Origin of the sequence: Zoogloea sp. (assembly GCF_041908905.1) — a bacterium.
Taxonomy (GTDB): domain Bacteria; phylum Pseudomonadota; class Gammaproteobacteria; order Burkholderiales; family Rhodocyclaceae; genus Zoogloea.
Window position 1 is genome coordinate 345,318 of sequence record NZ_JAYREK010000001.1, and the last position, 23,023, is coordinate 368,340.

General features: G+C 68.6%; 16 protein-coding genes and 1 CRISPR repeat array (1 of these 17 running past the window's edge). Of the genes, 11 read left to right on the forward strand and 5 right to left on the reverse strand.

The window, feature by feature from the left end:
* Window positions 1-54: 54 nt before the first annotated feature.
* The 5 genes from ACE3OU_RS01680 (at window position 55) to ACE3OU_RS01700 (ending at window position 6,215) form a co-directional block, all read left to right on the forward strand.
* Window positions 55-825: a (Fe-S)-binding protein gene (locus ACE3OU_RS01680; protein ID WP_374239794.1), complete on the forward strand. Its 771-nt coding sequence runs from the start codon at window positions 55-57 to the stop codon at window positions 823-825.
* A complete protein-coding gene (locus ACE3OU_RS01685; RefSeq protein WP_374239795.1) occupies window positions 822-2,228 on the forward strand; it encodes a LutB/LldF family L-lactate oxidation iron-sulfur protein in 1,407 nt (468 codons plus the stop codon). The genes ACE3OU_RS01680 and ACE3OU_RS01685 overlap by 4 nt, the downstream gene beginning before the upstream one ends.
* Before the next feature lie 25 nt (window positions 2,229-2,253).
* The gene (locus ACE3OU_RS01690; protein WP_374239796.1) at window positions 2,254-2,895 is read left to right on the forward strand and encodes a lactate utilization protein C; all 642 of its coding nucleotides are present in this window, start codon (window positions 2,254-2,256) and stop codon (window positions 2,893-2,895) included.
* Window positions 2,896-2,973: 78 nt separating this feature from the next.
* Window positions 2,974-4,266 carry an HD-GYP domain-containing protein gene (locus tag ACE3OU_RS01695; RefSeq protein ID WP_374239797.1) on the forward strand — a complete coding sequence of 431 codons (1,293 nt, stop codon included), beginning with the start codon at window positions 2,974-2,976 and terminating at the stop codon, window positions 4,264-4,266.
* Complete coding sequence (locus ACE3OU_RS01700) at window positions 4,263-6,215, forward strand: ATP-binding protein (protein ID WP_374239798.1); 1,953 nt, start codon at window positions 4,263-4,265, stop codon at window positions 6,213-6,215. Before ACE3OU_RS01695 ends, ACE3OU_RS01700 begins: the two co-directional genes overlap by 4 nt.
* A 15-nt stretch (window positions 6,216-6,230) precedes the next feature.
* On the opposite strand, the gene ACE3OU_RS01705 is transcribed toward ACE3OU_RS01700, so the two are convergent.
* A complete protein-coding gene (locus ACE3OU_RS01705) occupies window positions 6,231-6,650 on the reverse strand; it encodes a hypothetical protein (RefSeq protein WP_141352660.1) in 420 nt (139 codons plus the stop codon).
* A gap of 211 nt (window positions 6,651-6,861) precedes the next feature.
* Entirely contained in the window at window positions 6,862-7,764 is a 903-nt protein-coding gene (locus ACE3OU_RS01710; protein ID WP_374239799.1) for an ROK family protein, read from the reverse strand.
* 287 nt (window positions 7,765-8,051) lie between these two features.
* Between ACE3OU_RS01710 and ACE3OU_RS01715 the strand changes: the two genes are divergently transcribed.
* The 4 genes from ACE3OU_RS01715 to ACE3OU_RS01730 are packed head-to-tail and all read left to right on the forward strand — an operon-like array spanning window position 8,052 to window position 14,013.
* Entirely contained in the window at window positions 8,052-10,598 is a 2,547-nt protein-coding gene (locus ACE3OU_RS01715) for a type VI secretion system Vgr family protein (protein ID WP_374239800.1), read from the forward strand.
* A gap of 25 nt (window positions 10,599-10,623) precedes the next feature.
* A complete protein-coding gene (locus ACE3OU_RS01720) occupies window positions 10,624-12,318 on the forward strand; it encodes an esterase/lipase family protein (RefSeq protein ID WP_374239801.1) in 1,695 nt (564 codons plus the stop codon).
* A gap of 28 nt (window positions 12,319-12,346) precedes the next feature.
* Window positions 12,347-13,726 carry a T6SS immunity protein Tli4 family protein gene (locus ACE3OU_RS01725; RefSeq protein ID WP_374239802.1) on the forward strand — a complete coding sequence of 460 codons (1,380 nt, stop codon included), beginning with the start codon at window positions 12,347-12,349 and terminating at the stop codon, window positions 13,724-13,726.
* A 20-nt stretch (window positions 13,727-13,746) separates the two neighbouring features.
* A complete protein-coding gene (locus tag ACE3OU_RS01730; RefSeq protein ID WP_374239803.1) occupies window positions 13,747-14,013 on the forward strand; it encodes a PAAR domain-containing protein in 267 nt (88 codons plus the stop codon).
* 13 nt (window positions 14,014-14,026) lie between these two features.
* On the opposite strand, the gene rarD is transcribed toward ACE3OU_RS01730, so the two are convergent.
* The gene (rarD, locus tag ACE3OU_RS01735; RefSeq protein ID WP_374239804.1) at window positions 14,027-14,911 is read right to left on the reverse strand and encodes an EamA family transporter RarD; all 885 of its coding nucleotides are present in this window, start codon (window positions 14,909-14,911) and stop codon (window positions 14,027-14,029) included.
* Window positions 14,912-15,037: 126 nt separating this feature from the next.
* On the opposite strand from rarD, the gene ACE3OU_RS01740 reads away from it, so the two are divergent.
* Window positions 15,038-15,364: a DUF1840 domain-containing protein gene (locus ACE3OU_RS01740; RefSeq protein ID WP_141354617.1), complete on the forward strand. Its 327-nt coding sequence runs from the start codon at window positions 15,038-15,040 to the stop codon at window positions 15,362-15,364.
* Window positions 15,365-15,440: 76 nt separating this feature from the next.
* On the forward strand, window positions 15,441-15,803 hold the full coding sequence (locus tag ACE3OU_RS01745) for a hypothetical protein (protein WP_141354619.1): 363 nt from the start codon (window positions 15,441-15,443) through the stop codon (window positions 15,801-15,803).
* 29 nt (window positions 15,804-15,832) lie between these two features.
* Here ACE3OU_RS01745 and ACE3OU_RS01750 read toward each other — a convergent pair whose 3' ends face one another.
* Window positions 15,833-17,680 (reverse strand): nitric oxide reductase activation protein NorD, encoded by a 1,848-nt coding sequence (locus ACE3OU_RS01750; protein ID WP_374239805.1) that lies wholly within the window; start codon window positions 17,678-17,680, stop codon window positions 15,833-15,835.
* A gap of 28 nt (window positions 17,681-17,708) precedes the next feature.
* Window positions 17,709-18,506 (reverse strand): 3-hydroxybutyrate dehydrogenase, encoded by a 798-nt coding sequence (locus tag ACE3OU_RS01755; protein WP_374239806.1) that lies wholly within the window; start codon window positions 18,504-18,506, stop codon window positions 17,709-17,711.
* Window positions 18,507-19,014: 508 nt separating this feature from the next.
* A CRISPR array of direct repeats spans window positions 19,015-23,023; the repeat unit is 29 nt; unit sequence CGGTTCATCCCCGCGAGCGCGGGGAACAC; it runs 2,615 nt beyond the window's last position.

Genomic DNA, 23,023 nt, shown 5'->3' on the forward strand with positions numbered 1-23,023 from the left:
CATGCGCGCCGCCGCTCCGTTCCGTCAGGCCGACCTGTCTTCAAGGAAACACCCATGCCCCCCCGCGTTGGCCTCTTCGCCACCTGCCTGATGAACCTGTTTCGCCCCAATGTGGGTTTTGCCGCCGTAAAGCTGCTTGAAAACGCCGGTTGCCGTGTGGAAGTGCCCCAAAACCAGACCTGTTGTGGCCAACCGGCCTATAACAGCGGCGATTTCGAGGCCACCAGGGCGCTGGCGAGGCAGGTTATCGAGGTTTTCGAGGGTTTCGACTACGTCGTGGGGCCTTCCGGCTCGTGCATGGCGACGATCCGCAAGGATTACCCCCGCCTCTTCGCCGACGACCCGCCCTGGCGCGCCCGGGCCGAGGCCCTCGCCGCGAAGAGCTTCGAGCTCGTCTCCTTCCTCACCGACGTGCGCGGCGTGCAGGCGGTGGACGCCGCCTACCCCGGCACCGTCACCTGCCTCGACTCCTGCTCGGGGCTGCGCGAGCTCGGCATCCAGGCCCAGCCGCGCCTGCTGCTCGGCAGCGTGGACGGCCTGCAGCTCGCCGAGATGGCCGACACCGAGGTGTGCTGCGGCTTCGGCGGCAGCTTCTGCGTCAAATACCCCGAGATCTCCGGCCGCCTGGCCGACGACAAGCTGGCCCGGGTGGCCGAGACCGGCGCCGGCACCCTCGTCGGCGGCGACCTGGGCTGCCTGCTGCACCTGGCCGGGCGGATGACCCGCTGCGGCGCGCCGGTCAAGGTCTTCCACACCGCCGAGGTGCTGGCCGGGCTGGCCGACGGCGACGGCATCGGCGGTGCCCCGGAGGCGCGGCAGCCATGAAGGTCACCAGCCCCCGCTTCAAGGCCAAGGTCATCACGGCCCTGGCCGACCCCCACCTCAAGGACGCCCTCGGCCAGTCCCGCAAGGGCTTCGTCAATGGCCGCGGCGCGCTGGTCGCCGAGCTGCCGGAGTTCGAGGCCCTCCGCGACCAGGCCCGCGACGTGAAGAACCACGTGCTGGCCCACCTCGACCACTACCTCGAACGCTTCGAGGCGCAGGTCACCGCCGCCGGCGGCCAGGTGCACTGGGCCGCCGACGCCGAGGAGGCCCGCCAGATCATCCTCGGCATCTGCCGGCGGGTCGGCGCGAAGACCATCACCAAGGGCAAGTCGATGGTCTCCGAGGAGATCGGCCTCAACGAAGCCCTCGAGGCCGACGGCTACCGGGTGACCGAGACCGACCTGGGCGAATACATCATCCAGCTCGCCGGCGAGCCGCCCTCGCACATCATCGCCCCGGCCATCCACAAGACCCGCGCCCAGGTGGCCGAGCTGTTCGAGGCGGCCCATGGCGGGCCGCGCAAGACCAGCGTCGGCGAGCTGGTCACCGAAGCGCGCCTGGTGCTGCGCGAAAAATACTTCCAGGCCGACGTGGGCATCACCGGCGGCAACTACCTGGTGGCCGAGACCGGCTCGTCGGTGATCGTCACCAACGAAGGCAACGGCGACCTCACCCAGACCCTCGCCCGGGTGCATGTGGTCACCAGCGGCATCGAGCGCATCGTGCCCAGCCTCGACGACGTGTCGCTGTTCCAGCGCCTGCTGGCGCGCAGCGGCACCGGCCAGGAGACCGAAACCTACACCACCTTCTCCACCGGCCCGCGCCGCCCCGGCGACCCGGACGGCCCCGAGGAATACCACGTGGTGCTGGTGGACAACGGCCGCAGCAAGATGCTGGGCGGCAAGTTCCAGGACATGCTGCGCTGCATCCGCTGCGGCGCCTGCATGAACCACTGCCCGGTGTACGGCGCGGTGGGCGGGCACGCCTACGGCTGGGTCTATCCGGGCCCGATGGGCTCGGTGCTCACGCCGCTCTTCGTCGGCCTCGACAGCACCTACGACCTACCCAACGCATGCACCCTCAACGGCCGCTGCCAGACCGTGTGCCCGGTGCGCATCCCGCTGCCCGACCTGCTGCGCGAGCTGCGCCACCGCCAGAGCCAGGCCGGCCTGCGCCCGGCCCTTGAAACCCGGGCCCTCCAGGCCTGGCGCTTCGTCGCCGAACGGCCGACCCTCTACCGCGCCGCCAACCGTCTCGCCGCCCGGGCCCTGAAGGCCGCCGCCGGCAACCGGGGCCGCCTCGCCAGCCTGCCCTTCGGCGAAGCCTGGAGCGGCCTGCGCGACCTGCCCGCGCCCGAGGGGCAGACCTTCCTCGAGATGTGGCAGGCCCACAAGCGCCCCTGAACCGCCCCCCGACCTCCGTCCGTCCATGTCCTCCCGCTCCGCCATCCTCGACCAGATCCGCCGCCAGCTCGGCCGCGGCCCGCTGCCGCCCGACGCCGTCGCCGCCCTCGAGGCGCGCCGCCCGGCCCACACCCGCGTCGCCGTGGGCGACGACCTGGTGACGCGCTTCATCGCCAGGTTCGAGAGCCGCGCCGGCAGCGTCGCGCGGGTCGCCACCCTCGACGAGGTGCCCGCCGCGGTGGCCGCCTACCAGGCCCGCCTCGGCCTGCCGCCCCGCGCCGCCGTGGCCCGCCCGCTGGCCGGCCTGCCGTGGCCGGCCGGCTTCAGCCACCACCCGGGCCCGGCCGGCCCGGACGAGCTGCTGTCGGTCACCCCCTGTCTGGCCGGCATCGCCGAGGTGGGCAGCGTCGCCCTGCCCTCCGGCCCGGACAGCCCGACCACCCTCAACTTCGTGCCCGACCACCACCTCGTGGTGCTGCACTGCAGCCAGATCGTGCGCCACTTCGAGGACGTCTGGCCGCTCGTGCGGGCCCGGCCCGGCGGCATGCCGCGCACCATCAACCTCGTCGCCGGCCCATCGCGCACCGGCGACGTGGAACTGACCCTGCAGCTGGGCGCCCACGGCCCCCGCAGCGTGCACGTGATCCTGGTCGACGCCCCGATCTGAGGCACGGCGCCACGGCCCGGGCTCAACTTCGCGGTGGGCAGGCCGAAATAGGACTATTGACCGCTTTCTGCCGCTACCATGCCTCTGCCCCAGGACTTCGTCGTCACGCCCGACCAGCTCTGCGTCGGGCTGTTCATCCATATCGACCTGCCCTGGTTCAGCCACCCGTTCAGCTTCAACAGCTTCAAGATCAGCTCGGCGGAGCAGATCAAGACCCTGCGCGGGCTGGGGGTGCGGCACTTCCGCTACGACCCCGCCCGCTCCGACAAGCAGCCCGCCGGCGCCACCACCCGGGCGGCGCCCGCACCGACGCCGCCCCAGCCTCCGGCGACCCCGGCCGAACCGGACGCCAACCCCACCCTGGCCGCCAAACGCGAGCGCATCGCCCGGCTGGCCGAGCGCAACCGCAAGGTCGTCGAGGTGGAAAAGGCCTTCGTGAAGGCCGCCGGGGTGATGCGCAACATCAGCAAGAACCTCTTCGCGCGGCCCAAGGAGTGCCTCGAGGAGGTCGGTGAGCTGGTCAACCAGATGGTCATCGCCTTCCTCGACCAGCCCGAGGTGGCGCTGCACGTGATGGGCGAGAACCCCGGCAGCGAGGAGACCTACTACCACGGGCTCAACAGCTCGATCCTGGCGATGATGCTGGCCAAGGAGCTCGGCTTCGACCGCCAGCGCAGCCAGGTGCTGGGCGTCGGCGCGCTGCTCCACGACATCGGCCTCGCCGACATCCCGGACCGGATCGCCCGGCCCCGCCACGAGCTGAGCCCCCCCGAGCGGCGCCTGCGGGAGATGCACTGCGAATACGGCGTGCGCATCGGCCGCCAGCTCGGGCTGCCCGATCCGGTGCTGCGCATCATCGCCCAGCACCACGAGCTGGCCGACGGCAGCGGTTACCCCAAGGGCCTGAAGGGCGAGCAGATGGACCCGGCGGCGCGCATCGTGTCCCTGGTTAACTACTACGACAACCTGTGCAACCCGGGCGACCTGGCCAAGGCCATGACGCCCCACGAGGCCCTGTCGCTGATGTTCGCCCAGCGCCGCTCCAAGTTCGACGCCCGCGCGCTGCAGGTGATGATCCGCTGCCTCGGCGTCTATCCGCCGGGCTCGGTGGTGCGCCTCTCCAACGACACTCTGGCGCTGGTCTCGTCGGTCAACCCGCAGCGCCCGCTGCGGCCCTGGGTCACCGTCTACGACCCCCAGGTACCGAAGGACGAGGCCATCATGCTCAATCTCGAAGAGGAGCCCGAGGTCAACATCACCAAGGCCCTGCGCCCGATCCACCTCCCGCCCGAGGTGCACGAATACCTCAGCCCCCGCAAGCGGGTGACCTACTACTTCGACGGCGACCCTCGCCAGGGGCGCTCAAAATGAACTGCCAATACCAATGCGCCCTGCTGGCCGCCGCCGAGGAGATCCTGTTCCTCGTCGACCCGGCCAGCCTGGCCATCCTGGCCGTCAACCCCGCGGCCACCCGCCTGCTCGGCTACCCGGAAGAACAGCTGGTCGGGCAGCCGGTCACCGAAATCGAGTGCGCGCTGGCCGACATCTTCTTCTGGGAGGACGTGCGCAGCGGCGGCCTGGTGGACGATCAGGTCATGGAGGGCCTCTACCGGCGCGCCGACGGCGGCCTGCTCGAAGCCCGCAAGACGGTCCGGCGGATCCCCGAGGGGGTGCTGGTGCGGGCCACCGACATCGGCGCCCAGAAACGCGCCGAGGACGAGCTGGCGCAGATGACCTCCCACCTGCGCGCCACCCTCGAAGCCACCACCGAGGGCATCCTGGTGCTCGACGGCGAAGGCCGCATCGTCAACCTCAACCGCCGCCTGGCCGACCAGTGGCCCCTGCCCGAGGCCCTGCTGGCGGAGCGGGACGAGGCCGCGATCCTCGGATACATGGCCGCCGGCCTCACCGACCCGGCCGCCTTCCGGGCCCTCATCGCCACCAGCAACCAGGGCCAGACCGAGACCTTCGACACCCTCCACACCACCGACGGGCGCATCTTCGAGGTCAGCTCGCGGCCGGCCCGCCACGACGACGAGGTGATCGGGCGGGTGTATTGCATCGCCGACGTCACCGAGCGCCGACAGGCCGAGCAGGCCCTGATCGACGCCCGCGACGCCGCCACCGCCGCCAGCCGCGCCAAGAGCGACTTCCTGGCGATGATGTCCCACGAGATCCGCACCCCGATGAACGGCATCATCGGCATGGCCCAGCTGCTCGAGATGACGCCCCAGAGCGCCGAGCAGCGCGACTACATCGCCACCATCCGCAACAGCAGCCAGGCCCTGCTGGGCATCCTCAACGACATCCTCGACTACTCCAAGATCGAGGCCCGCAAGCTCAAGCTCGAGACGGTCGGCTTCGACCCGCACCTGCTGGTGGCCGAGGTGGGCGCCCTGTTCCAGCCCAACGCCGCCGAGCGCGGCCTGCGTTTCGACTGGAGCGTCGCCTCCAGCGTCCCCCACGCGCTGGTCGGCGACCCGACCCGGCTGCGCCAGATCCTGCTCAACCTCGTCGGCAACGCCTTCAAGTTCACCAGCCAGGGCGCGATCCGGGTGCACCTGCAGCTCGGCGAGGCGGCCGGCGGCAAGGTCGGCCTGCACTTCAGCGTGCGCGACACCGGGATCGGCATCGCCCCCGACAAGCGCCGCCACATCTTCACACCCTTCGAGCAGGCGGACATGTCCACCACCCGCCGTTACGGCGGCACCGGCCTGGGCCTCGCCATCTGCCGCATGCTGTGCGAGCTGATGGAAGGCCACATCGGCGTGAAGAGCGAAGAGGGGGTCGGCTCGGAGTTCTGGTTCACGGTGAAGCTCGAAACCGGCCAGGTCGAGGCCGGCACCACGCCCCAGGCGGCACCGCGGCTGATCCTGCGGCGCGCCACCCGCATCCTGATCGTCGAGGACAACGCGATCAACAGCACCGTGCTGGCGCGCATGCTGGAGAGCTTCGGCGCCCACGACATCGCCTTTGCCAAGGACGGCGAGGAAGCCCTGGCCCGCTGCGCCGACCACGACTTCGAGCTGATCTTCATGGACGCCCGCATGCCGCGGATGGACGGGCTCACCGCCACCGTCGCGCTGCGCAGGGCCAACACCCCGGCGTACATCATCGGCGTCAGCGCCGACGCGATGAGCGAGGAACGCCAGGCCGCCCTCGCCGCCGGCATGAACGACTACCTGCCCAAGCCGGTCGACCGGCTCGCCCTCGCCACGGCCATCGAGCGCTGGCGCGGAACCTTGATGGTGGCCAACGCTCGCCCGGCCGACGCCGAAGACATCGCGCCGCAAGCGCCCGAAGACCGGCGCCGGGCCTGAACGCCCGGCACCGCCTCAGCGGAGGGCGCCGCGCTTCAGCCCGGGCAGGCCCGGCGCGGGCAGGGCGCGCTGCGGCACAAAGGGCAGCAGGCGCAGGGGCAGCGCTTCACCGCCGGTCTCGAAGGCCGCCTCGAGGCAGCGGATGTGGGCGTTGGTGAACTCCTCGATGTAGCTGCGCAGGATCGTCACGCAGCCCTCGGCCCCCGCATCGAAGAGCACCCCGAGCCGCTCCTCGAGCTCCACGCAGTCGGCGGCATAGTAAGCCTCGTCGCGCCGCAGGATGAACTGACGCAGGCTGTTCTCCATCACCCCCATCGACAGACGGCACGCCAGATACTGGAGGCGCTGGGTGACATCCGCCTGGGAGAGGCTGAGGCGCCCCAGCAGTTCGGTGTAATGCAGACCCAGCAGCGCGGGGTGGCGGAGGACAGGCATGGTTGAACTCTCGTTGGAAATCATCGCGGGGAATTCTGAAATCTAGTCGGCGGGCCGCACGAGTCAAGGCCGGGCGAAACGAGGCCCGGCCCCGGGTACAGGCTGCCGAACATTGCTTCACGGCCGCAACCCATCAGGGCCGGGCGTTTCCGCCCCTTTGCGCCCCATAAATGCAACGTCCCCCATTTTGCGCCATCCCGGGGCAAAACGGTCAATCGGGCCACAACCAGGCCGCGCCCCGCACCCCCGACGAATCCCCGTGCCGGGCCTGCACCAGCCGCGTCGCCACGTGGTCGGAGAACACGTGCGGGCGCCACAGGCTGGGCACCGTTTCGTAGAGGCGCTCGACGTTCGACAGCCCGCCGCCCAGCACGATCACGTCCGGGTCGAGGATGTTGATCACCCCCGCCAGGGCCCGCGCCAGGCGTTGCTCGTAGCGCGCCAGGCTGGCCTCGCAGGCCGGGTCGCCCTCGGCGGCGCCCGCCACGATGCCCTCCGGCCGCGCCAGCTCACCGCTGCAGCGGGCATGATCCATCGCCAGGCCCGGCCCCGACAGATAGGTTTCGATGCAGCCCGCGCGGCCGCAATAACACGCCGGCAAGGGCAGATCATCACCCGCCGGAAGCGGGAGCGGGTTGTGGCCCCACTCGCCGGCGATCCCGTTGGCGCCATCCAGGGCCCGCCCGTTCACCACGATGCCGGCGCCGACCCCGGTGCCGAGGATCACCCCGAACACCACCTGCGCCCCCCGCCCGGCCCCATCCACCGCCTCGGACAGGGCAAAACAGTTGGCGTCGTTGGCGACGCGCACCTCACGGCCCAGCAGGGCCTGCAGGTCGTCCTTCAGCGGCTCGCCGATCAGGCAGGTGGAATTCGCGTTCTTGATGAGGCCTCTCACCCGCGACAACGCCCCCGGCGTGCCGACCCCCACCGTGCCCCGCCGGCCGGTCTCGCGCTCGACCCGCTCGACCAGCCCCACCACCGCCGCCAGCGTGGCCGCGTAGTCGCCCTGGGGCGTCGGCACCCGGTGCCGGGCGAGCTCCTGCCCCGCGGCGCCGAGGGCGATCACCTCGATCTTGGTGCCGCCGAGGTCGATTCCGATACGGAGTTGCATGATCAATCAGCCAAAAGGGTTTGCCATCTTGTCGGAGGTCCCGTCGCATCCAGCCCGCACGGGGCCACATTCTAGCGGGCCGCGCACCGAACTCCGGACTTCTGCAAAGGTGGGCGCAGCGACCGGAAAACGGTAGTGCGGGTTAAGATCTCGCCGAAACTTGCCAAAACGTATGACTTTAGTTTAATTCCATTCATATATACGACCCTCTACAATGCAGTGCTCCAGTGCCGACACACACACACGAAATGCCTCGCGCAATGTGAAACGGGCAGAAAGGACAAGGCATGGCTCCATCGAATACGCTCGACACCCTGCTCCACGCACAGCGCCAGCACGGACGCCTGCTCAAGCTCGCCTTTCCCCACGACGACGCCCCCGCAGGCAGCCAGCTCGTGGCCAATCGCCTGGAGGCCGACGAGGGGCTCTCCCGCGATTTCGAGTACACCGTCGACGTCCTCTCGCTCAACCCGGCCATTCCCCTGAAAGAAGTCATGGGCAAGATGGTCACCGTCGAGCTCCAGCGCGAAGACGGCTCGGTCCGCTACTTCAACGGCCACGTGTTCGCCTTCAGCTTCCTCAAGCACGACGCCGGGTTTGCCCACTACCAGATGACCCTGCGACCCTGGCTGGCCTTCCTTCGGCAACGTCGCAACAACTGCATCTTTCACGGCAAGACTCTCGAAGAGCAGACCCACCACATCCTCGACGCCTACCCGATGCACGACTGGCAGACCCGCCAGCTCGGCCCCGATGCGCCGATGAGCGATGCCGTCCAGTTCGCCGAAGACGACCACAACTACCTGCACCGGCGCTGGGAGGCCCAGGGGTGGGCCTACTGGTACGAACATCGCCAGGATGGCCACACCCTGGTGCTGTGCGGCGACAGCCGGGAAGCCGACCCGGTCGACGGCGGCGGGCACATCAGCTGGGAGGGCCGGAGCGGCGTCAACCCCTGCGGCATCTGGGCGCTGGCCGCCAGCCGCCGGGTGATCCCGAACCACTACAGCGCGGCGAGCTTCGACTTCAAGGCCCCCCAGCCCCGGACGGCCGACGTGCCATCCCTCAACGACCAGGGCCAGATGCCGCCGATGGAGGTCTACGACTATGCCGGTGCTTACGGCTTCCAGAACGCCGCCGACGGGGATGCGCTCGCCCGACGGCGCATGGAAGCCTACGAGGCCGGCGCCAAGCACTTCTCGGCCGAAGGCGACGCCGACACCGTCCAGCCCGGCCGCAGCTTCACCCTGGCCGGCCCCTACGACATCCAGGCCATCGGCCGCGGCGAGGGCGACAACGAATTCCTCATCACCGACGTCCATCACATCGTCAGCAACAACTACGAAACCGGACAGGGGCAGGCTGCCGAATACCGCGCCCGCTTCACCTGCCTGCGCAAGCGCATCCCGTGGCGCCCGACGCCCGGCCACAGCAGCCACGCACCGCAGATCCACGGCCTGCAGACCGCCCTCGTCGTCGGCCCGCCTGGCCACGAGATCCACACCGACGAATACGGCCGGGTGCGCGTGCAGTTCCACTGGGACCGCAGCGGCCGGCACGATGACCTCAGCTCGGCCTGGGTGCGCGTCGCCACCGACCTGGCCGGCCAACACTACGGCCAGCTCGCCCTGCCCCGCGTCGGCCAGGAGGTGATCGTCCAGTTCCTCGACGGCAACCCCGACCGGCCCCTCATCACCGGCCGCGTCTACAACGCCGACAACCGCCCGCCCCATTTCAACAACGCCGGCAGCCTGCCCGCCAACCATGCCGTGAGCGGCTGGAGCACCCGCGAACTGCACGGCACACGCCTGCAGCAACTGCGCTTCGACGACAGCCCAGGCCAGATCGGCGCCCAGCTTGCCAGCGAGCACGGCCATACCGCCCTCAACCAGGGCTGGCTCGGCCACCCACGCCACGACGGCAAAGCCGAACCGCGCGGAGAAGGTTTCGAGCTACGCAGCGATCTCGCCGGCGCGATCCGCGCCGCGCAGGGCCTTCTCATCACCAGCGACGCGCAAGCCAGAGCCCAGGGCGAGGCGCTCGCCCGACAGGAGCTCGCCGGCCAGCTCGACACCGCGCTCGCCATCGCCCGGCAGCTCGCCGAGCTGGCCGACACCCACCAGGCCGGCACGGCCGATCTCCAGCCAGCTGCCAGGCTCACCGACGACATCAAGCGCTGGCAAGCCGGCGGCGGCGCCCCGGCCATCGCCATCAGCGCACCTGCGGGCCTCGCCATGAGCAGCGCCGGGGCCATCGCCGCCGCCAGCGGCACCGCGCTCAACCTGACCGCCGCCCAGGACGCCCACCTCAGCACGGGGCGCAAACTCCTCCTGCACGCCGGGCAAGGCCTGGCCGCCTTCGCCCACAAGGCCGGCATGAAGCTCATCGCCGCCGCCGGCAAACTGAGCCTGCAGGCCCAGTCGGACGAAATGGAGATGATCGCCGCCAAGCTCCTGCGGCTGGCGTCCCTCGAATCGATCCTGCTTGAATCCGGCAAGGGCATCACGCTGCGCAGCGGCGGCGCGCAGATCACCCTCGCCGACGGCAAGATCACCCTGTCCGCGGCCAACGGCGTCGAGATCAAGGCACCCGGCTTCAACTTCAACCAGGGCGGTGGTGGCAAGGCCGACCTGCCCGACCTGCCACAGTCGAGCCTCGCAACGGATGAACGCTTCGTGATCCACAACGAGCAGACCGGCGCGCCGATCGCCGGCCGGGCCTATCGGGCGACGCTCGACGATGGACAAGTCATCGAGGGCCTTACCGATGCGCAAGGGCGGACGGCGTTGTCCCCCGCGCAAGCCATCCAACTCGTCCGTCTCGTCCTTCCCTGATTCCAAAGCTAACCAGGCACTCATCATGAGCGAACCCATCCGCCGTGTCCCCGTTGAAATCGACGCGCAAGGTCAAGTCAAGGCACAGAGCGTGACCAGCCCGATCCGTTTCGGGGTTCGCGCCGGGGTCGGCGTTCCACCCTCCAAGATCATCCCGATCGTTTTCGTGCCCGGGATCATGGGCAGCAACCTGAAAACCAAAGCCAGCAAGGGCAAGCCGTCCGAGATCGCCTGGCGACCACCGAATGGTTCGGTGGAGGGCTATAACCAGGCCAAGGAATGGGAAAAGCGCAGCCCAAAGCTCAGACAGGCGCTCCTCGACCCGGACAACACCGAGATCGACGATGGCGGAGATATCGAGGTCGGCTGGTTTGCCAGCGAGGAGCAGTACCGGGCACGCGGCTGGGGCGAGATCCATTGGGACAGCTACGGCGACTGGCTTTTGAATCTGGAAGAAGGGCTCAACCGAACATTCACACGAGGCGCCACACCCGACCGACGCCTGATCGCGGCCCATTGGCGCACGGTCATGAACGCCGACCGCAAGGGCTGGGATGCGGCGGACATGCCCGCCCTGAGCGAGGCCGAGCTCGAAAAATCCGCTCAGTACCATTACCCGGTCTATGCGCTGGGCTACAACTGGCTGCGCTGCAATTCAGAGGCCGCCGCCCGCCTCGCGCAGAAAATCGACAGCTGGATCGCGGAGTGGAAAGCCAGGCCCGGCTACCAATGCGACAAGGTGATCCTGATCTCCCATTCTATGGGCGGGCTGGTGTGTCGCGCCTACGCCAGGCAACACCCGGACAAGATCCTGGGCGTCATTCACGGCGTTCAGCCCGCCGTGGGCGCCCCACTCGCCTATCGGCGCATGGCCTGCGGCACCGAAACAAGCAGTCCCAACAACGGCAAGATAGATGACCTGAAGATGAACTATTTCGCCATGATCGCCGGAAAGACGCCAGCCGAAACCGTCCCGGTGATGGGGGTATCGCCCGGCCCGCTCGAACTGCTCCCCAGTCACCTTCACCCACCCGGTTGGCTGAAAACCCTCGTGAAGGAGCCCAGCAGTTCGACCCCGAGAGAAATGCTCGCGCTGCCAAAGGCCGACCCCTATGACGAAATCTATCGGGACATGAGCAGCTGGTACAGATTGATAGATCCGGCGCTGCTTGACCCTGGAAAGAAGTATTCCGGCTATCTCAGCCAAAGCCAGATGAAAGGAGCTACCGCAAAATGTATCGCAGCAATTGATAAGGCCGAACGCTTTCATAAAGAAATAATCAGCGACTACTACCACCCGAACACCTACGCTTTCTGCGGGCAGGATACCCATCATCTCAGCTATGGCACCGTTCGCTGGGCAGGCAACTGGCACAGGGCGGACTCCATGGATGAAGCCACGCTGCGCCAGGGCAAACCAAAGTCGTTCAACACTCCGGGAAAAGTCATTGCCGATTTTGGCTCAAGCGCCCAGGCGTCCGCTCGGCATTCCCAGCCGGTACCACTCCCAACTGCCAACCCCAGCATCGAGTTTCAGATCCAGCCCCAGGACGCAGCCGGGGATGGCACCGTGAATTGGCAATCGGGCGAGGCGCCAGCCCGGAAGGTCAAGCGACTTTTCCGCACCACCGGCTATGATCACCAAGGCAGCTACAACGACACCAACATGCGCCAGCTGACCTTTCACCTGATCTGCAAGATCGTCCAGGGAGCCGCCTGAGATGCAGCCCTCGAAATCGAGATACGGAATGCTGGCCATGGCGGCCCTTGCGGTGGCCGCCATCGGCGGATTTGGATGGAAAATTCATCGGGAACATCAAATGAGCCAGGACCTGTTCGACAAACCCATGCATACCCTGTGCGTCGGCCGCCACCTGATCGACGTGCCCGCCCAATACGTATTGGAGTATCACCGCTATCGGATCGATGGCGTTGATATCGAGTCCCTCGGCGAAATGCAAGACGAGGCTGCATTCAAAGCCAAACTATCCAAACGAGAGGCTGAACTTTCACAGGAAAAGAATGAATATGGAAAACCATCAATGGAGCGCACGGAAGATTTAAGCCTTGACAGCTCAAGCGGCAAACTCTTTCTTTATGGCAGGAAGAAACCCGTTTATTGGTTCGAAGATGGAAAGAAGATAGTTACTGAAGATGAATTGACTGGTGAAGGATGGCTCTGGCTCGGCAATCACGGAGTCTCGTTCAAAGGCAGCTACCGGCGTACCGACGTTCGGGAAATTCTCATGCAACGCGCCACCCCGCTCCGCTCGCTATCCGCCGACGAAATCCCAGCCGAACCCGGCTACTGCATGGAAATGGACCTGGGGCGGGCGTTCATCGCCGGGGCCCCGCCGCCAGAACAGCACGAGGCCACCGAAATCCAGTTCGGGCTGAAGCACCATCCGGACGTGAAGTTCAGATTGGTCATCTCCACCAACGGCGACAAGCTCGACGAGCCCTTGCTGGCACGCGCAGCCCGGGCAGAACAAACGCTGGCCCACATCCAGCACCGCTTCAACAAGCTGCGCTCGGGCCCGCGGCCGGTCAATGGCATGGAGGGGCAGGAGTTGGTCGAAGCCGTGCACGAAGCCGATGGCGCCAGAGTCCATGCGCTGGACTGGGAGGCCCTGGGCAAGCCCACGGACCCGACCGCGCCTTCGATCAACTTCGAAGGCAAGACCGGCTACAAGGGCTACAAGCACACCAACTCCAGCCTTTCAGACGCCCAAGTGCTGAAACTCTGGGACCGCATCGTCAACTCCATCCGCCTCCGCACCACCAGCCCCGCCAGGCACAGCGAAGCCCCGCCCCCCAGGACACCCTTGGGCGCGCTGGCCCTCACCGGCCGGGCCTGCCCGGAGACCGGCTGGTGGCAGTGCGCCGACGAAGGCGCCCCGGTGCTCGGCGGCTCCCGGCAATTCATCCGCCAGAACGAGCCCATGCCGGAGGTCGTGCTGCAGGGCGAACCCAGCCTGTGGCAGCGGGTCAAGGGCGAGACACCGCAGTTCCGCCGCGCCACGGTCTGGCAATTGAGCGCCTATCCGGACGACGCAGCAGCAACGCACGCCACCGCCCCGGACACCGCCCGGAGCAATGCTCCGCAGCCCCCCGCCGACAAGAGCTGACCGCCCGCTGGAGCACCGCCATGAAAGCCATCATTCGCCTGGGCGACCCGACCGACCACGGTGGCCAGGTGGTCGGCAGCGGCGCGCCTTACTACCTTGTCGATGGCATCCCCGTCGCCCTGCTCGGCGACCCGTGCTCCTGCCCGAAGCGGGGCCACGGCAACTGCGTGATCGCCGAGGGCGACCCGGACCACCGGATCAACGGCGTCCCGGTCGCCTATGCAGGGCACAAGACCTCCTGCGGTGCCACGCTGATCGCCACCCTCCAGACCTGTGGCAAGTCGTGAGGCCCGCTGCCCCTCAGCCCTGCCGATACTTCTGCCAGCCGCTCCAGCTGTACACCAGCAGCCCGGCCCAGATCAGCGCGAACGTGACGATCCGGGCGGGCTGCAGATCCTCGCCGAAGATCCACACCGCGGTCACCAGCTGCATCGTCGGGTTGATGTACATCAGCATGCCGATGGTGGCCAGGTTGAGGCGCTGGGTGGCGGCCGCAAACAGCATCAGCGGCAACGCCGTCATCAGCCCGGACATGGCCAGCAGAAAGTCGGTGACGCCGTCGTGGCCGGTGAACACCGCGTGCCCCTGGCTGCTCTGCCACAGCGTGTACAGCCCCACCAGCGGCAGCATCGACAGGGTCTCGAGCCACAGCCCCGACACCGCATCCACCGGCACCTGCTTGCGCACCAGCCCATAGAGCCCGAAGGTGCCCCCCAGAAACAGCGACACCCAGGGCAGGCTGCCGAGGGCCACGAACTCGTTGCCCACCGCCGCCACGGCCAGCCCGACGGCGGCCCACTCCTTGCCGTTGAGGCGCTCCTTGAGCACCAGCATCCCCAGCACCACATTCACCAGCGGCACCAAAAAGTAGCCCAGGCTGCCGGCGATCACCAGCTGCTGGTCCACCGCCCACAAAAAACCCAGCCAGTTGGCCCCCACCAGCCACGCAGCCGCGGTGAGGCGCAGCAGCGTGCCGGGCCGCCTCAACGCCGCCCCCACCTGGCTCCAGCCGCGCCGGGCGGCGAGGATCAGGGTGACCACCAGGCAGGCCCACAGGGCCCGGTTGCACAGCACGTCGGCCGGGCTCACGTGGCCCAGCTGGCGAAAGAACAGCGGAAAGAAGCCCCAGATGCCATAGGCACCCAGGCCGAAGGCGATGCCGGAGAGAGTTTTACCTTTGTCCACGCTCAAACCTGGGGAGAAATCGGACATGCACGGTAGCACTCTCCGCCTCAAAACGAGCTTGGGGTTTTCCGCGAGAGGCCCGCTCGGGCCTACAATGGTGACATTACATTACAAGGGCAGCCCACCATGCTGATCATCTTCAAATCCCCCGCCAGCGGCGACGTGATCATGTTCGAAAAAAATGGCAAGGAGATGCTGAGCGTGCTCGGCAAAGACCCGGCCGATGCGAAGGGCATCGTCACCGTCGAGCAGCTGCCCGGCGCCATCGCCGCGGTGCGCGCGGCCATCGACGCCGACAAGACGCGCCTCGCCGAGAGCGCCCCAGCCACTGAAGACGACGGCGACGCCAAGCCTGCCGGTGGCGGCGTGAGCTTCTTCCAGCGCGCGGTGCCGCTGCTCGAGCTGCTCGAGCGCTCCCTCAAGGACAAGGTGCCGGTGACCTGGGGCGTGTGACGCCCTCCACCACGGCTGCCGCCCTGCCCCGCCGCGAGCCGGCGGGCTTCCCATCACTCCAACAAAAACGCATTCGATGACTCAGCGCGACATCGACCTGGCCCTTGATATCGTCCGCGAGACCCTGCCCCACCTGGGCATTCCGCGGCACCTGTGCACCCGCAAGCTGTCGCCGGCCGGCCGGGTGCTGGGGCAATACCGGTGGCACTCCGACACCCTGCGCCTCAACCCGCGCTACCTGGCGCGGCTCTCCGACGACGACGCGCTGGACCTCCTCGACACCATGGTCCACGAGCTGCTCCACAAGGCCTCGCCCCTCTGGAAGCAGCTCCGCGACAGCTTCCGGCCTCACCCGGACATCTGGCTGAACTGCGAAAAGATCGTCGCCGAAGTCGGCCCGATGTACCTCGCCCGGCGCCGTGCCGAGGAAGCGGGCTAGCCTCAAGCCGCCAGCGGGCAACGCGCGCCTCAGGCGCTGGTGAGCTGGGCGTAGAGCAGCGGCAGGCGGGCGGGCAGCTCGGAGGGCTTGCGCAGGATGGTGTAGCCGGCCGGGCCGAAGAGGTGGGGCAGGTAGCCCTGGCCTTCCTTGTCGATGGTCACGCAGAAGGGCCGCACGCCCTCCTGGCGGGCCGCGTTGAGGCTCATCCGGGTGTCCTCGATGCCGTAGCGCCCCTCGTAGTGGTCCACGTCGTTGGGCTTGCCGTCCGACAGGATGAGCAGCAGCTTGAGGGCCTCCGGCCGCCTGGCCAGGATCTGCGTGGCGTAGCGGATCGCCGCCCCGATGCGGGTGTAGAAGCCCGGCTTGAGCGCCCCGATGCGGCCCCGGATGCGCGCGTCGGCGGGCTCGTCGAAATCCTTGATGCGGTGGAAGCGGATGTGGTCGCGCTTGCGCGACGAGAAGCCGTACAGCCCGAAGGGGTCGCCGGTGGCGCCCAGGGCCTCGGAGAACAGCCACAGGCTGTCGCGGATCACGTCGATCACCCGCTGCTCGTCGCTCACCCAGGTGTCGGTGGACAGCGACAGATCAGCCAGCACCAGGCAGCACAGGTCGCGCTCGCGGCGCTCGCAGGCCAGGTAGCCGCCGGCGTTGCTGACCGCGTGGCCGGTGCGCCGGTCGGCGAAGGCGCGCACGCAGGCGTCGATGTCGAGCTCGGGGCCTTCCGGCTGGTTCTTCAGCCAGCGCCGGGCCGGGGTGAGGGCCTCGAACTGGTGGCGCAGGCGCCGCGCCGGGCGCAGCAGGTGGGAGGGCAGCTCGCAGGGCGCGGCGTTGCGCGGGTCGAGCACCGTGAGGCGGCACATGTCGCGCTTGAGCTGCTGCTTCTTCCAGTCCCACTCGGGCAGCAGGATGCCGCTTTGCAGCGGGATGTCGTCCTGGGCGGCCGAGGGCAGGTCGAGGTCGAAGCGCAGCTTTGAAGCCGTATCGCGGCCGTCCTGGGCCACCGCGATGCGGTCCATGTCGGCGGCGGCGCGGGCCGGGTCGTCGCTCTCGTCGTCATCGTGGCCGCGGTTGACCTTCACGTACTCGGCAAACGACAGCAGGCTCTCGGCGCGGAAGGGCAGGATCAGGCCATTCTTGCCGTCGGGCATGTCCTCCCGCTGGGCCTGGCGGCGGCGGTCGGCGGCGTCGTGGGTCTTGTTGGCACCGTCGGGCCGCTCGGCCGGGGTGGCGGGCGGCTCGGCCTGGCGCCGGTCGAGGGCCACCGGCGCCGGGTACAGCCACAGGGCCACCGGCGTCGGCGGACGCTTGGCCGCCGGCAGCGCCGCCACGCTGCCCGGCTCGGTCAGGGCCTGGCGGATCGCCCGCTCGGCGGCGGCCTCGTCGGCCGGCAGCTTGCGCGGGTCGGGCCGCTCGGCGACGACCGCCTCCACCAGCCGGCGGTAGCGCGACGCGAAGCCCGGAAAGGCCGCCAGGGTCGCCGCGCTGGCCGCCTGGTTGGCGGTGATCCAGCTGTCGGCCGCCAGCCCACCGGCCGGCAGCGCCGCCCCCTGGGCGATCAGCCACAGGTAGAGGTCGCGGTTGAGGCTGCGCTCGGCAAACAAAGCGATCTCGGCCGGCAGGCGCAGGGTCTCGTCGTCGCGGGCTGCCTGGGCGGCCTTCTCGCCCACGTGGGCGATGCGCGCCAGCCAGCCGCGCCGGGCGCCGTGCTCGACCTCGGCCGCCGGCGCCACCCGCAGGCCCGGATCGCCCCCCAGCGCGCGGAACAGGATGCCCGCGGTGCGCTCGATGCTCTCCAGCCGCACCGCCGCCTGGGGGTAGCTGCGGGTCGCCGCCCGGGTGATGAAGCGGTGCCACAGCCCGCCGATGAACTCTTCCATGTCTGCCTGCCGCCTGTTGTCGCCCGCCTCAGCGGGCCGTCCAGCCCCCGTCGATCAGCTGCGCCGAACCGGTGACCGATCGGGCCGCCTCCGAGCACAGGAAGACCGCGAAGGCCGCCACTTCGTCCGCCTCGATGAACTGCCGGGTGGGCTGCGCCGCCAGGATCACCTCGCGGATCACCCGGTCTTCGGGCAGGTTGTGCACCCGGGCCTGGTCCACCACCTGCTTCTCCACCAGCGGCGTGCGCACGTAACCCGGGCACAGCGCGTTGCAGGTGATGCCCTGCTCCGCCACCTCGAGGGCCACCGCCTTGGAGAACCCCACCACCGCGTGCTTGGTGGCCGTGTACGGCGCCTTGAAGGGCGACGCCACCAGCCCGTGGGCCGACGCAATGTTGATGATCCGCCCCCAGCCCTGGGCCTTCATGCCCGGCAGCGCCGCCTTGGTGGTGTGGAACACCGCCGACACGTTGATGGCCAGCATCTGCGCCCAGTTCTCGTCGGGGAAGGCATCCACCGCCGCCACGTGCTGGATGCCGGCGTTGTTCACCAGGATGTCGAGCCCGCCGAAGGCCACCACCGTGGCCTCCACCAGCCCCCGCGCCGCCGCCGCGTCGGCCAGGTTGGCCGACAGATAGCCCGGCTCGGTGCCGGTCGCGGCAGCCCGCGCCACCCGCAGCGCTTCGGCCTCGGCCGCCGGCCGCGAGCCATGCAGCATCACCCGCGCCCCGGCCCGCGCCAGCGCCTGCGCCACCGCCAGCCCGATCCCCGAGGTCGACCCCGTCACCAGGGCCCGCCTGCCCGCCAGTTCTTCCGTCTTGATCATCTGCTCCGGTCTCCTTGCCACCCCGCCGCCAGGCCCCTGCCCGGCAGTCCGGGAAACACGCCGGGAATCCTAGCGCAGCCCGCCGCCGGAAGGCGTCCGGCGTGGCCCGAAAAGCGGGGCCGCATGGGCAGGAATGTAGCTGGACGGCGAGCGCGGCGCCCTGTTCTGGCTCAAGTCGGGGGAGGTTGCGTTGCGCGGCGGCAGGCATGATCAGACGCGGCCGTGCATTGGCGAGATTACGCAGGCGCTGTCTACGCAATCTGCCGGAGAGGTAGCAACCGGCGATACCGCCGCGTGGCAGTCAGAACGCCGGGGATTGCGCGCAACACGGTGCGGCGGTATCTGGCCGCGGGCTTCATCCTGCCAAACCCGACAGGGTAGCGGTGGACCACGAAAGATCGAAAGGTCCGTCAGAGTGAGACTGGCTCCATTACGCCGATCCGGCGCTGGCTCCAATGTGCCGATCATCAAGTGGCTCCTATGTGCCGGTCGGTGACACCTGTCCAGCCGGTTCATCCCCGCGGGTGCGGGGAACACTTGACCAGGGGCCGCAGTCTGTTCAATCGTCACGGTTCATCCCCGCGAGCGCGGGGAACACCCAGGCCCGCTCAGCGCCGGCAACTCGACGCGCGGTTCATCCCCGCGAGCGCGGGGAACACGAGGGCGTGAACACCAGCGAAGGCGAAGCCACCGGTTCATCCCCGCGAGCGCGGGGAACACTGCAACCTGCGCTCCAGCCTCCCGGTATCCACCGGTTCATCCCCGCGAGCGCGGGGAACACCGAGTCGCCCGACTCGTACCGGATCTGGCTGGCGGTTCATCCCCGCGAGCGCGGGGAACACGCTGGCCCTGGCCGGCTGCGCAACAACGTCGCCGGTTCATCCCCGCGAGCGCGGGGAACACTCTCGAAGCCCTACCGTTCGTTTGACTACTGACGGTTCATCCCCGCGAGCGCGGGGAACACTTGGGCGACGGCGCCAGGATCGAGGTGATCGCCGGTTCATCCCCGCGAGCGCGGGGAACACCAGCAGGAGCTGGCGGATGCTGTCCGCGACGCCGGTTCATCCCCGCGAGCGCGGGGAACACTCCTTGATGCCAACCCAGGCTTGCAGCGAATCCGGTTCATCCCCGCGAGCGCGGGGAACACCGCCGGCTCCGGTCGGACATGAGCAGATGGCGCGGTTCATCCCCGCGAGCGCGGGGAACACCGCGACAACGGGCACAAAAAGCACAGAAATTCCGGTTCATCCCCGCGAGCGCGGGGAACACTTATATGCAATCGCGACGCGAGTCGGCTGGATCGGTTCATCCCCGCGAGCGCGGGGAACACCCGCTGCCGGCCACGCCTGCCGTGGGCGACACCGGTTCATCCCCGCGAGCGCGGGGAACACCGGTTGACGCCCGGGCGGGCGGGCACCGAGAGCGGTTCATCCCCGCGAGCGCGGGGAACACGTCGGTGCCGATCATCCAAAGCTCGGCGCCGTCCGGTTCATCCCCGCGAGCGCGGGGAACACACAACGCCATCGGCCAGCGTGTCGCCTACTGGCGGTTCATCCCCGCGAGCGCGGGGAACACGCGTACTCCATGCGAACCGGGCTCTTCGTGGTCGGTTCATCCCCGCGAGCGCGGGGAACACGGCTGTGGTCCTCTCTGACGCCCGACCTCATCCGGTTCATCCCCGCGAGCGCGGGGAACACACCTTTTGCGCCTCATCGGGGCTCATGCCGATCGGTTCATCCCCGCGAGCGCGGGGAACACGCAATGAGCTTGTGGGCCGAACGGCTCGCCGGCGGTTCATCCCCGCGAGCGCGGGGAACACGATGCTGTCGGTGGCACTGATGCGAACTCTGGCGGTTCATCCCCGCGAGCGCGGGGAACACCGATGACGTCTCAGCAGCTCGCTGCCGACGCCCGGTTCATCCCCGCGAGCGCGGGGAACACATTACAACGCCTGGCGCCAGGACGACAGCGAGCGGTTCATCCCCGCGAGCGCGGGGAACACGAAGCCCTGGGCTTCGTTCTTGCTCATGCCGACGGTTCATCCCCGCGAGCGCGGGGAACACTTCACGGCCCACGTCGGGCAAGGCCGTGAATACGGTTCATCCCCGCGAGCGCGGGGAACACCATCAGGGTACTGCTGGCCTCAGTTCCGACCACGGTTCATCCCCGCGAGCGCGGGGAACACGACTTACGAAACGGTGAAATTCGCTATTGTTCCGGTTCATCCCCGCGAGCGCGGGGAACACGCAATGCCCACCGCCGAGCTATCGCGGCTAATCGGTTCATCCCCGCGAGCGCGGGGAACACGCTTGAAAACCGCAGCGTGTAGATGAAGATCGAGGTTCATCCCCGCGAGCGCGGGGAACACGGCGAACACCGACACCAGGGCGGCGCGGGCGTCGGTTCATCCCCGCGAGCGCGGGGAACACTCGAATACCATGCGAACCGCCGCAAGCAGATGCGGTTCATCCCCGCGAGCGCGGGGAACACTCGATCAGGGTGTCGTTGCTGCGGGCGGCCTGCGGTTCATCCCCGCGAGCGCGGGGAACACGCCGACGGCGCGGTGTACATGCTGAGCCAGGCCGGTTCATCCCCGCGAGCGCGGGGAACACGCCTACGGGGCGCCTTTCAGCCTCCAGTCGGACGGTTCATCCCCGCGAGCGCGGGGAACACTGCGCGAAAGGACGCCGAAGTTTATGCAATAGCGGTTCATCCCCGCGAGCGCGGGGAACACGCGCGGCGTGATTGCGGTGGGGTGTGTCATGTCGGTTCATCCCCGCGAGCGCGGGGAACACGGGCAGCCGGTGATGTGCGGGCTGTTCGGCTTCGGTTCATCCCCGCGAGCGCGGGGAACACCTCTCGGAAGACTGCGCCCGCAAGATCGCCCGCGGTTCATCCCCGCGAGCGCGGGGAACACGTGAAGGACGCGCAGAAGAAGGAACATCCGTGCGGTTCATCCCCGCGAGCGCGGGGAACACGGATCTCGGCAAGGGCACCGGCGATGAGGTGACGGTTCATCCCCGCGAGCGCGGGGAACACGCGCAGGAGTGCGTCCCCCTTCAGCCAGGAGACGGTTCATCCCCGCGAGCGCGGGGAACACTCATCATCGGCTCGAACACCGAGCTTAACTACCGGTTCATCCCCGCGAGCGCGGGGAACACGCCTTGCCCAGCTCGGCCACGGCGCGGGCCACCGGTTCATCCCCGCGAGCGCGGGGAACACATGAGCCCCTGAGAATCCACGCAATCATCCGCACGGTTCATCCCCGCGAGCGCGGGGAACACAATTGCGCGTGCGGTGGTGGAGTCGAAACGCGCGGTTCATCCCCGCGAGCGCGGGGAACACGACCTTGCACATGGAGGGGGCCGCGGATCTGTCGGTTCATCCCCGCGAGCGCGGGGAACACGAGCGCATAGCACTTGCGCCCGCGCTTGCCGACCGGTTCATCCCCGCGAGCGCGGGGAACACACGGGCGAGCTGGTGCAGAACAGCCGCGGTTACGGTTCATCCCCGCGAGCGCGGGGAACACGAGCCGTCGGGCGGGCCGAGGAAGTCGACGGCCGGTTCATCCCCGCGAGCGCGGGGAACACCCGGAGGGCCGCGATATGTACGAGGGCGGCGACGGTTCATCCCCGCGAGCGCGGGGAACACAGGCGACCACCTCGAACACCGCATCGCGAGCCCGGTTCATCCCCGCGAGCGCGGGGAACACTAGGGCGCGAAGGGGGGGGGGACAGCTCGCCCCCGGTTCATCCCCGCGAGCGCGGGGAACACTTCGGGCTGGTCCGTCAGCTGTTGCATGTCAGCGGTTCATCCCCGCGAGCGCGGGGAACACTCCTTCACCGAACGGTTGTAGTCGCCCAGGCGCGGTTCATCCCCGCGAGCGCGGGGAACACGGCTGGAGGCTGCCCAGCGATGCAACAGCTCGCGGTTCATCCCCGCGAGCGCGGGGAACACATCGTCCTCGCTCAACGAAGCGGCAAGACCAGCGGTTCATCCCCGCGAGCGCGGGGAACACGCGATTAGTTCATTTGCAAAGCTAGGAGCTACCCGGTTCATCCCCGCGAGCGCGGGGAACACAACGATGGCCGTCTCGGCTGCACCCAAGCACCCGGTTCATCCCCGCGAGCGCGGGGAACACCTGTGGAGAACCCGCCTCTTGCAATGCACGGGCGGTTCATCCCCGCGAGCGCGGGGAACACCCCATTCAGTCAGCCCCCGCAATGGCTACGGGCGGTTCATCCCCGCGAGCGCGGGGAACACCTTTAACATTAACAACAGATTGCGCAGTCATTCGGTTCATCCCCGCGAGCGCGGGGAACACTGCAGCCGGGTCGATCCGATACGCGCCGAACTCGGTTCATCCCCGCGAGCGCGGGGAACACCGGGGGGGCAGTAATTCTTAAATCGACGGTCACGGTTCATCCCCGCGAGCGCGGGGAACACGTCGTTGTCGTCTGGCTGCTCGACGACGACGACGGTTCATCCCCGCGAGCGCGGGGAACACGGGCTACATC

What these genes read in the sequence shown, in the direction of transcription:
- ACE3OU_RS01680 (WP_374239794.1), top strand. Translation starts at nt 55, where the DNA reads ATGCCCCCCCGCGTTGGCCTCTTCGCCACCTGCCTGATGAACCTGTTT.
- ACE3OU_RS01685 (WP_374239795.1), top strand. Translation starts at nt 822, where the DNA reads ATGAAGGTCACCAGCCCCCGCTTCAAGGCCAAGGTCATCACGGCCCTG.
- ACE3OU_RS01690 (WP_374239796.1), top strand. Translation starts at nt 2,254, where the DNA reads ATGTCCTCCCGCTCCGCCATCCTCGACCAGATCCGCCGCCAGCTCGGC.
- ACE3OU_RS01695 (WP_374239797.1), top strand. Translation starts at nt 2,974, where the DNA reads ATGCCTCTGCCCCAGGACTTCGTCGTCACGCCCGACCAGCTCTGCGTC.
- ACE3OU_RS01700 (WP_374239798.1), top strand. Translation starts at nt 4,263, where the DNA reads ATGAACTGCCAATACCAATGCGCCCTGCTGGCCGCCGCCGAGGAGATC.
- ACE3OU_RS01705 (WP_141352660.1), bottom strand. Translation starts at nt 6,650, where the DNA reads ATGCCTGTCCTCCGCCACCCCGCGCTGCTGGGTCTGCATTACACCGAA.
- ACE3OU_RS01710 (WP_374239799.1), bottom strand. Translation starts at nt 7,764, where the DNA reads ATGCAACTCCGTATCGGAATCGACCTCGGCGGCACCAAGATCGAGGTG.
- ACE3OU_RS01715 (WP_374239800.1), top strand. Translation starts at nt 8,052, where the DNA reads ATGGCTCCATCGAATACGCTCGACACCCTGCTCCACGCACAGCGCCAG.
- ACE3OU_RS01720 (WP_374239801.1), top strand. Translation starts at nt 10,624, where the DNA reads ATGAGCGAACCCATCCGCCGTGTCCCCGTTGAAATCGACGCGCAAGGT.
- ACE3OU_RS01725 (WP_374239802.1), top strand. Translation starts at nt 12,347, where the DNA reads ATGCTGGCCATGGCGGCCCTTGCGGTGGCCGCCATCGGCGGATTTGGA.
- ACE3OU_RS01730 (WP_374239803.1), top strand. Translation starts at nt 13,747, where the DNA reads ATGAAAGCCATCATTCGCCTGGGCGACCCGACCGACCACGGTGGCCAG.
- ACE3OU_RS01740 (WP_141354617.1), top strand. Translation starts at nt 15,038, where the DNA reads ATGCTGATCATCTTCAAATCCCCCGCCAGCGGCGACGTGATCATGTTC.
- ACE3OU_RS01745 (WP_141354619.1), top strand. Translation starts at nt 15,441, where the DNA reads ATGACTCAGCGCGACATCGACCTGGCCCTTGATATCGTCCGCGAGACC.
- ACE3OU_RS01750 (WP_374239805.1), bottom strand. Translation starts at nt 17,680, where the DNA reads ATGGAAGAGTTCATCGGCGGGCTGTGGCACCGCTTCATCACCCGGGCG.
- ACE3OU_RS01755 (WP_374239806.1), bottom strand. Translation starts at nt 18,506, where the DNA reads ATGATCAAGACGGAAGAACTGGCGGGCAGGCGGGCCCTGGTGACGGGG.